Raw genomic sequence first — 10,544 nt, 5'->3', positions numbered from 1 at the left:
TGGCGAGGGAGCTTGCTCCCGCTGGGCTGCGAAGCGGCCCCAAAGCAGCGCACCCAATATGACTGATACACCGAGTTGCCTGGTTTGGGGGGCTGCTGCGCAGCCCAGCGGGAGCAAGCTCCCTCGCCACAGGTGGATGGGCATGTGGCGGGGACAGGGAACAAGCGGTAGCTGCGCCTGGAAAAACCCAGGCGGGTGACCAATGCGGTAGATGCTGACGACCGTGGCGAGGGAGCTTGCTCCCGCTGGGCTGCGAAGCGGCCCCCAAACCAGGCAACTCGGTGTTTCAGGAAGATTGAGTCCACTGCATTGGGGCTGCTGCGCAGCCCAGCGGGAGCAAGCTCCCTCGCCACGGGTTTGTTGAGTCCTTGGTTAGAACTGGTAACCAATCTGAGCGAGCAACTGCGGGTTTTCCTGGCGCGTATCGCTCTGGGCTTCACCGCCAGAATGACGCCACGCCACCGTTGCGTCGAACGAGAGCGGGCCGTACTGGGCACGCAAACCCACACCGCCGCCGGAGATGCTGCGGGTGTTTTGCTCATCGGCCCACTCGTTGTGGTTGATGCGCACTTTGCCGGCATCCCAGAACAGGTAAGGCGTGAGCTTGTCGATCGGGTAGCGAAGTTCGATCTGGGTCAGCATGCCTTCGTCGCCCGAGGCTTCGCTTTGAGGATAGGCCCGCACGCCATCGATGCCACCGAGGCTGAAGTCTTCGGAAGAGTCGAGGTTGTCCTGGCTCCACTGCCCGAGGACACGGGCAAACAGCGTGAAGTTGGCGGGCAGCGCTTGCAGACGAGCGAGGTCGACGTTCACTTTGCTGAATTGGCCTTCGGTCTGGGCGGTCTGGCGGTCGCCCTCGCGCAGGGCCGAGTCCAGTTTCAGGTCACCGTAGGTCAGCGTCGCGCCGCCGTAGGTGATGCCGCCGCCGAACAAGGTGTCCCGTACGTCGAATTGCAAGCTGATGGGCAGCGAGTTGCTGCTTTTTTCAAAGCTCAGGCCCAGCACTTCGTATTTGTCCTCAAGCTCTTTGTGCTGGTATTGCCCGGCCAACATGAGGTTCGCCTGGTTGCTGCGAATGAGCGGATAACTCAAGCCAATGCTGCTGACCTCGGCGGTACCGGTCGCCCCCAGGTCGGCGAATTCCTCGCCCAGGTCGTAAGCGCTCTGGGCATAACCGACGTTGCCACGCAGGCCGGACGTGCCCAATGGCATCGAGTAGCCGAGGCTGCCGAAATACAGCTCCTCATCGGTGGCCATCACGGCGGCGCTGAGCTTGTCGCCGAGCATCATCGGGCTGTTCCAGTCACCTTGTACCGTCAGGCGATTGCGCCCCGAGTAGCGGTTGCCGTGGTTGTCCAGCGTGGCCTTGCCTTCGAAGGCCTTGGTTTTGCTCACTTGGGCATTGAGGTCGCCCGTACCGAGCTCGTCACCCGGGCGGATGACCGGACGAACCGCCACGCCCGGCAAGTCGGACAGCACCAAGATGCTGCGCTCCAGGCGGTCACGCTCGATCACATCGCCCGGCTTCAAGTCGTCCAGAAACGGCTGCGCCTGCTCGGCGAGTTTGGCATCGTCGTTGACGGCGGTGACTTTGCCATAACGGCCTTCGATCACGGCGATGGTCAGCTCGCCATTGGCCATGCGTTGGGCCGGCAAATAGGCGCGAGCAAACGGGTAGCCGTTCTCGCGGTAGTAAAGCGTGACCTGCCGGGCGATTTCCCGCAATTCGTCCAGATCGTGAGCCTTACCCACGGCTGGCGCGACGACGCGTTGCAGGCTGGCCTCGTCGATGCGGGTGTTGTCGGTGAAACGGACGGCGTTGAGCTGGACCTTGGCGCCGCCGACTTTTTCCTGGGCCGGTTGCGGTGCTTCAACATCCAGGCGAATGCTTTGCGGCAACTCCTGCTGGGGAATCGGCAGTTCCTGCAGGATACGGCCGGCGTCGGGGATCGGGCGTGTCGGCAGGGTCGCGGCCCAGGCCTGGGAAGTGGATAACAGCGCCAGACCAGCGGCGCAGGACATCAGTTTGTTATGCATTGAATAAGTCTCGAAGAATGCGGGTTGCCTGAGCCCATGGCCACGTCCGGGGGGACGCGGCCAAGGGACTCCTTCAAATGGAAAAAATGGATGTCAGGGGATCAGGGACGCATGGCCAGACCTGGACCTGGCAAGCGCACACCGCCGCGCACGACGAACACGGTCTGCGGCGGGTAGGCCGCGCAAGCGCCGCCCTCGGATACACCGCCATCGGCGCAGACATTCCCGGCCAGTTCCCGCTCGCTGTCGGCGCTCTCGGCCTGGGCCGCCGAATCGCCGTCGCCATTGCCAGCGCCGTTGCCACGTGTGCCGCCCTGGTCCACCAGCAACAGACCACCGTCCTCGACCCCGGCGCCGGACCAGTCAGCCGGTTTCGGCTGGGCCGGGTTGAGCTCCGGAGCATGGGGCGACGTCACCTGCGCGCCGACGCGTGTTGCATCGGCGACGCTCTGCCGGACGGCGTCGTAGTCAACGGACGGTGTCACGGTCAGATTGGCGTTCGCCGGGTTGCTCACGATCAGGTAACCCAGGTCGGCCAGCCCGCCGATGTTGATCAGGTGCGAGCCCGGGCCTTGGGTGCCTACCGAATACAACGGGTTGCCGAGCATCGGCTTGGTGTCGCCGTTCCACAGACCGCTGGCGTCATAACCGGCGATACCGCCGCCATTGAACGTGGTCTGGCCATCGAACGGCTTGGTCTGGGTGGTCGTGCCGTTGGTGGACACCACCAGGGTCGGTTGCTCGCGGTACACGGCATGAACGCCCGTGGTGCCCAGGGCCCGGCCGAAGTTGCTCTGCTGCTCGTCGCTGTTGTAGCGGAAATTGCCGCTGCCACTGCCGACCACATCCACCAGGCGGGTGCTGCCGGCGAGGCTGCCGGTGTAGATTACCGCCCGGCCGCCAGCGCCGGTGGAGACCGTCACCCCCGCGTCGGCCTTCACGTCGCCACCTGCGGCCACGCCCGCCGAAGCGGATTGACCGGCGTTGAGCACGATCGCGTCGGAAGCGTTGCTGGTGGTGCTGACGTTTTCGGTCAGGGTGATGTTGCCGGTGGTGGTCACCACCTGGACTTTGCCGGTGTTGCCGATGCCGACGATCTGATCCAGCTGGGTGCCGTCCAGTGCCGTTTCGGTCAGCCTGCCGACGGTGACGTCGCTGCGGTTGACGAAGCTGACGTCCTTCGCGCGGCTGGCGAGATCGCCGACCCAGTTGCTGGCGTTGCGCAGGTCGAAATCACCGCCCTTGAGCGCGAGACCATCGGCGATGATGTTGCCCTTGGCGTTCTGGGTGGTCTTGCCATCCACGTTAAGGAACACGTTGCCGCTGGTCGCCAGCCCTTCGTTGATCGCCAGGTTGCCGTTGGTGCCGATGCTCACGTCGCCGGTGTTGTTCACGCCGGTGGTGGTCTTGACCACGTTGCCGTTGCCGTCGGTTTCAGTCAGCGTGCCGACCTTGAGGTTGCCGGTGTTGTTGAAGGCGACCTTGCCTGCCTTGCTGGCGATATCGCCCACGATGTTGCCGTTGTTGCGCAACTCGAAGTCGCCGCCGTTGAGCGCCAGGCCATCAGCGGTGATGTTGCCGTTGCTATCCTGAGTGGTTTTGCCATCGACATTGAGGAACACATTGCCGCTGGTCGCCAACCCTTCGTTGATCGCCAGGTTGCCGTTGGTGCCGATGCTGACGTCACCAGTGTTTTTAACGCCGGTGGTGGTCTTGACCACGTTGCCGTTGCCATCGGTTTCGGTCAGCGTGCCGACCTTCAGGTTGCCGGTGTTGTTGAAGGCGACCTTGCCTGCCTTGCTGGCGATGTCACCCACGATGTTGCCGTTGTTGCGCAACTCGAAATCGCCGCCGTTCAGCGCCAGGCCGTCAGCGGTGATGTTGCCGTTGCTGTCCTGAGTGGTTTTGCCATCGACATTGAGGAACACATTGCCGCTGGTCGCCAGCCCTTCGTTGATCGCCAGGTTGCCGTTGGTGCCGATGCTGACATCACCGGTATTGTTCACGCCGGTGGTGGTCTTGATCAGATTGCCGTTGCCGTCGGTTTCAGTCAGCGTGCCGACCTTCAGGTTGCCGGTGTTGTTAAAGGCGACCTTGCCTGCCTTGCTGGCGATGTCACCCACGATGTTGCCGTTGTTGCGCAACTCGAAATCGCCGCCGTTGAGGGCTAGGCCATCGGCGGTGATATTGCCCTTGGCATTCTGGGTGGTCTTGCCGTCGACATTGAGGAACACGTTGCCGCTGGTCGCCAGTCCTTCGTTGATCGCCAGGTTGCCGTCGGTGCCGATGCTGACATCACCGGTATTGTTCACGCCGGTGGTGGTCTTGATCAGATTGCCGTTGCCGTCGGTTTCGGTCAGCGTGCCGACTTTCAAGTTGCCGGTGTTCTTGAAGGCGACCTTGCCTGCCTTGCTGGCGATGTCGCCCACAATGTTGCCGTTGTTGCGCAGCTCGAAATCGCCGCCGTTCAGAGCCAGGCCGTCAGCGCTGATGTTGCCCTTGGCGTTTTGGGTGGTCTTGCCATCGACGTTGAGGAACACGTTGCCGCTGGTTGCCAGCCCTTCGTTGATCGCCAGGTTGCCGTCGGTGCCGATGCTGACGTCGCCGGTGTTCTTCACGCCGGTGGTGGTCTTGATCACGTTGCCGTTGCCATCGGTTTCGGTCAGCGTGCCGACCTTCAGGTCGCCGGTGTTGTTGAACGCGACCTTGCCCGCCTCGCTGGCGATGTCACCCACGATGTTGCCGTTGTTGCGCAACTCGAAATCGCCGCCGTTCAGCGCCAAGCCGTCAGCGGTGATGTTGCCGTTGCTGTCCTGAGTGGTCTTGCCATCGACATTGAGGAACACGTTGCCGCTGGTTGCCAGCCCTTCGTTGATCGCCAGGTTGCCGTTGGTGCCGATGCTGACGTCGCCGGTGTTTTTAACGCCGGTGGTGGTCTTGAGCACGTTGCCGTTGCCGTCGGTTTCGGTCAGCGTGCCGACTTTCAGGTTGCCGGTGTTGTTGAACGCGACCTTGCCCGCTTCGCTGGCGATGTCGCCCACGATGTTGCCGTTGTTGCGCAGCTCGAATTCTCCGCCGTTGAGGGCCAGGCCGTCAGCGGTGATGTTGCCCTTGGCATCCTGAGTGGTCTTGCCATCGACATTGAGGAACACATTGCCGCTGGTCGCCAGCCCTTCGTTGATCGCCAGGTTGCCGTCGGTGCCGATGCTCACGTCGCCGGTGTTGTTCACCCCGGTAGTGGTCTTAACCACGTTGCCGTTGCCGTCGGTTTCGGTCAGCGTGCCGACCTTGAGGTCGCCGGTGTTGTTGAACGCGACCTTGCCCGCCTCGCTGGCAACGTCACCCACAATGTTGCCGTTGTTGCGCAACTCGAAGTCGCCGCCGTTCAGCGCCAAGCCGTCAGCGGTGATGTTGCCGTTGCCGTCCTGAGTGGTCTTGCCATCGACATTGAGGAACACATTGCCGCTGGTTGCCAGCCCTTCGTTGATCGCCAGGTTGCCGTTGGTGCCAATGCTCACGTCGCCGCTGTTGTTCACGCCGGTAATGGTCGTTTGCGTGCCGTCGGCATGGGTCGCGGTGAGCGAACCCACCTTGAGGTTGCCGCTGTTGTTGAACTGGACCTTGCCCGCCTCGCTGGCGATATCGCCGATTACGTTGCCGGTGTTGCCCAGCGCATAATTGCCGCCCAGCAGCACCAGGCCGCTGGCATCGAGCTTGGCCCCGGCATCGCCGGCCTGGGTGGTGTTGCCCGCCACTTCCAGGGTGATGATGTCGTCGGCACGGGTCTGGCCCTGATTGACATCATCCCGTGGACCATTTTCGATGGTGATGCCTTTCGCCAACGTCAGGTCATGATCGGTTTTCAGGGTGACCGCCTCATCGGAGGTAATCCCCACGGTGCCGTCCACGACGCCCACCGTCAGGTTGCCGTTGCCGGCGAATACCAGGCTGCCGACATCGGCAGCGATCACGCCCACGTCATGTCCCTTGCCCAGGTTGAAATCACCTTCGCCGCGCAGGGCCAATTCGTCTGCGGTAATGGTTGCGCCCGTAGCCTGGGTCGCCCCTTGGCCCGCGTCGACGCTCAGCGTCAGGCCCTTGCCGGTGGTGCCGTCTTCGTCGGTGCCTTCAGGATCCGCGAGGGTCAGATCGCCCAGCAGGTCCAGGACGCCGTTGGCGACCAGGGCCAGATCGTCCTTGAGTGTCGCGCCCTCGTCATCAACGGTGATGTTGCGGGTCTTGTCGTTACCGATGACGACCTTGTCGAAGCCATCCTGGATATTCGCCAGGTCAGCGTCGGACAGCACCAACGGATCGTTAGGCCCGGTCACTTCCGGGTCATCGCTGCCGCCCAGGTGGATATCCAGGCCAGGGGTCTTCTGCTGCAGGGTGAGACTGCCGCCACCGGTAACGCTCGCGGCGAGATCGATTTCGTCGGCGGTCAGGCTCGTATTGCCCTGGGTGGCCAATGCCTGGCCGACCGTAAGCGTGTCAGCGATAAGGTTCAGGTCGCCGGTCTGGGTCATGCCCGCAACCGGCACGCCTTGCGGGTTGGCCGGGGTCTGGCTGTCTGGAATGGTCACGACGCCGGCGGTCAGGTCATCGACATCGGCAAAGCTGACCGTGCCGGTGTCGCTGGCGATCGTATTGACGTCGTTGGCGGCGTTGTCCAGGTCATGAACGGCACCGTCACCCAACAGCACCAGGCCATCGGCGACGAGGGCGCCGCCGGCGGTCTGGTCGATCTTGCCGCCATTGCTTTGCAACGCCAGGACCGGAGCCGGTTTGTTGTCGTCATTGCCGGTGCCCGGTGCGTCCGCCACGGTCAGTTGGTCATTGATGTGGATATTGCCGGTGCCGGCATCGAGGATGAGGTTGTCGTTGATGCGGGTCGCTTCGATGATGCTGATGTCACCGGTCATGTCCGCGCCACCGATCTTGACCGAGGTGAAGCCATCGCCCAACGCGCCGATGTCGCTGCCGGTCAGTTCCAGCGCACCGGGCGCATCGCCGGTGCTGCCGCCCACGGCAATGTCTTTGCTCGGGGTGTTGGTCTCAAGGGCAATCGAGCCATTGCCGGTGACGCTGCCGGCGCCGCCGTTGAAGTTGATGTCGTCGGCCTTGATGGCCAGGTTGTTGTCGGTGCTGTTGAGGCTGCCGTTGAACGTGATGGAACTGCCTTGCAGGCCTTTGCTGCCCGAGGTATTGGTCTTGATGTTATCGACGTACAGCGAACCGCCGACCCGCTTGCCTGCGGTCTGGTCGAAACTGCCCGACACGAACACGAATTTGTAGGTGCCGGCCTTGTCAGCCGTGGCCGTATGGCTTTTCCAATCCACCGCGCCCGTACCGTTACCCGTTTCGTTCAGGATGATCTGGTATTCACCAGTATTGACGTTCAACAGATAGCCGAAGACGTCATAGGTATCGCCGCCGGCAACCGGTTTGTAATCGAAACTGACCGCTTCTCCCGCCGCCAGGGAAACCGTGCCTTCGCTGACGACCGAAGGACCCCGCATGATGCAGCCGGCGGGGGCGTTCTGGCAGTTGGAATCGTTCTCGGTACCCAGCAGCAGCGCAGCGCCGCCGTCCTTGCCCTGGCCAGCCGCGGCGACCGGTGTGAGGGGTTTGTAGTCCATGTTCCCCTGGTCGCCAGGCGAAACGCTCGGCGGATTGCCATTGGTTGGCGACGTGGTCGGCAACGTCGGGTCATCCGGCGAGACCACGCCGTCCACCACGGTGACGCCAGTGAAGAACTGGGCGATGGAGGTTTGCCACCCGACCAGGCCGTTTTCGAAGTCGGCGTTCAGGAACTGCGAGGTGCCCAGCTCGACGGCGCCGGTGTAGACCTGCTCGCCGGTGGTGAAGACTTTTGCGCCGTTGATAAAGGTCTTGCCGGCACCGCTGGTGGTCGCGTAAAGCGCGCCCAGCGCGCTGTTGCCGCCGACCATGTCGCTGAAGATGATCGAGCCCGAACCTGCGTCCACGCGCAGTTCGCGGTTGTTGGCCACCGCATCGGAATCCACCACGCCGGCAAACACGACGTTGCCGCCGTTGCTCTTCAAGCTGACGTCGGTGTTGAGGGCGATCTTGCCGTTGAGGATCAAGGCCAGGCTGTTGCCATTGCCGGCGCCACTGGCGTCGATGTCGCCGTTGAGGAAAATATTGCCGAAGACGTAGCGGCCTGTTCCGCCGTCGTTGTGCCCGGACTGCAAGGTCAGCGTCCGGTCGCCGCTGATGCTCGTCGGGGTGTAGTCGCCGTTCCAGTGGATGCTGTTGTCGGCCTTGATCGCGACATCGGTGCCGCCGGCCAGGGCCGTATCGATCGCGTTGAAGCCAACCGTGGCGTCTGTCCCATTGGCGCCGCCGGTCAACCCGCCGTTACCTGGCCCCACGGTGACGCTGTCCGGGTCGAGCAACCACAAGCCGCCCTTGCCGTTTTTGGCTGACGCATCGGCGGCCTTGCTCACCGCCAGCTTGGCGCCGCTGGTCTCGATCTTGCCGCCGTCGCCGCCCTTGGCGCCGCCGGTGGCTTTCAGCGTGCCGTCCACGCGGGTCACGCTGCCCGGTTTCTTGACGTCGGACCAGGCCACCACGGTACCGCCCTTGCCGTTATCGGTCGCCGATGCGTCGAGCACGGCACCGGCGGCGACGGTGGTCTGGCTGGCCTGTTTGATCGCAGGGTCCTTGCCTTGCCAGCTACCGCCCACATAAATCTCGCCGCCACCCTTGGCGCCAGTAGCGTCGAGTTCGGCGCCGCCCTTGATCGCCACGCGGTCGCCGGTCACGACGATCTTGCCGCCCTTGGCGGTGTCGGAAGACACATCGATGCGTCCGGCGACTTGCACATCACCGTGGTCGCCCATCAGCGTGACCACGCCGTTTTCACCGATATCCAGGGAGCGGGCTTCGATCAGACCGGTGTTGTTGATGACGGTGCTCGCCAGGGTTTCCGCCGCACGGGCGGTCAGCAGGATTCGGCCGGCATCGGCACGAATGGCACCGCCGTTTTCGATCAACGCCTGCAACGCGCCTTCTTGCACTTCCAGTTGCACCGGCCCGCCCAAGTCGAGGGTCACGACACGGCCTGCGCCCAGCAGTACATTGCCCTTGTGGGCGGTGATGTTGCCATCGTTGACGATTTTTGCCGCGATCAGGGCAATGGTGCCGCCTTGTGCTGCATTGATATTGCCCTGGTTGACCACCGATGCGGCGCTGTCGCCGCTGAAACGGTAATTGCCGGCGAGGAAATCTTCTGTGGATAAGTTGAGCGTAGAGGCCACCAGGCCGCCGACATCAACCTGCGCGCCGGGGGTAAACAGCACGCCGTTGGGGTTGACCAGGAAGACTTGGCCGTTGGCTTTCAGCGCGCCCTGGATCACCGACACATCCGAGCCCAGTACGCGGTTCAAAGCGACGGAATTGGCGCCAGGCTGGAAGAATTCAACGGTGTTGCCTTTGCCGATGGAAAAGCTCTGCCAGTCAATGGCGAGCTTATCGCTGCCCTGGTGAATGGCCATGTTGTTGCCATTGTGCTGAACACTGCCGCTACCCGCCACGATGTTGCCGCCGGAAGGCAATCCCCCCGCCGCAGCGACCGAGGCGAAGACGCCGCTGCCCACGCCGATGACGAGGCTCAGGGATGTGCGGCTTTTGTCTTTGCCATGGCTCTTGACCAACTCGGATGCCACCTGCCACGCGCCCATCACGGCATTCCAGACGACTCGGTACACTCTATTCATTTTTGTTCACTCATCCTTAATACGGCGGGTCGCGCCAGGCGGTTCGCTGTCGACAAATCAAATGGAAAAGCGCATCCGGACGGATTGCGGCTCGAAAATCCCACAGTGCTCCGCGCCATCATGTCGACGGATTACTGGGCGCGCTTTTGCTTGAGCGCCCAGGGCTTTTGATTGAAGGGATCCGATGAATCTTTTTTTAAGATGGGTGGGTGAAGAGCGGCGGATGGGTCCTGGTCGCCTCGTTGCGGGCGACCTATGCTGGGGCAGTCCCACTTCGACAGGCGAACCCTGATGATCCAATGCAAACGCGCCTATGAAACCGTCAGCGTCGAGGATGGCGTACGGGTTTTGGTGGACCGCTTGTGGCCGCGTAACTGTTCCAAGGACGCGCTGGCGATTGCAGAGTGGTTGGCGGAGGTTGGGCCTTCTCATGAGTTGCGCAAAGCGTTCAAGACGGGGGCGTTTTCGTTTGCCGAGTTCAGCGTGGCGTATCGGCGGGAACTGGCGGCGCGGCCGGAACATTGGTGGAAGCTGGTGGATGTGGCGCGGAGCGGGACGCTGACGTTGGTGTATGCGGCCAAGTCGACGGTTGAAAACAATGCGGTGGTGTTGGCGCAGTGGTTGGAAGATGAGCTGGAGAAACGGGCGGAGGGGAGTTCGTCGGTGTGTTATTTGTCTGAGTTTCCGGGGTTTTGAAGTGGGCTTGCTGTAACCCGTGGCGAGGGAGCTTGCTCCCGCTCGGCTGCGCAGCAGTCGTAAAACCTG

The 10,544-nt window shown here is 62.8% G+C and carries 3 protein-coding genes; 1 reads left to right on the top strand and 2 read right to left on the bottom strand.

Translation table 11 applies throughout. From position 1 onward, the window contains the following. Nucleotides 1-372 precede the first annotated feature (372 nt). Both J3P85_RS04500 and J3P85_RS04495 read right to left on the bottom strand, forming a co-directional pair. Nucleotides 373-2,037, bottom strand: coding sequence for a ShlB/FhaC/HecB family hemolysin secretion/activation protein (locus tag J3P85_RS04500; RefSeq protein ID WP_434705030.1), 1,665 nt, complete (start codon nt 2,035-2,037; stop codon nt 373-375). Nucleotides 2,038-2,138: 101 nt separating this feature from the next. Further along, nucleotides 2,139-9,779 carry a filamentous hemagglutinin N-terminal domain-containing protein gene (locus J3P85_RS04495; protein ID WP_434705029.1) on the bottom strand — a complete coding sequence of 2,547 codons (7,641 nt, stop codon included), beginning with the start codon at nt 9,777-9,779 and terminating at the stop codon, nt 2,139-2,141. A 291-nt stretch (nt 9,780-10,070) separates the two neighbouring features. Between J3P85_RS04495 and J3P85_RS04490 the strand changes: the two genes are divergently transcribed. Next, nucleotides 10,071-10,475 (top strand): DUF488 domain-containing protein, encoded by a 405-nt coding sequence (locus J3P85_RS04490; protein ID WP_434705028.1) that lies wholly within the window; start codon nt 10,071-10,073, stop codon nt 10,473-10,475. Nucleotides 10,476-10,544 lie beyond the last annotated feature (69 nt).

This window comes from Pseudomonas sp. Z1-12, from assembly GCF_051132015.1.
GTDB classification, from domain to species: Bacteria; Pseudomonadota; Gammaproteobacteria; order Pseudomonadales; family Pseudomonadaceae; genus Aquipseudomonas; species Aquipseudomonas zanjanensis.
Note: the sequence above shows the minus strand (reverse complement) of the source record. Positions and strands in the feature narration are given on the sequence as shown.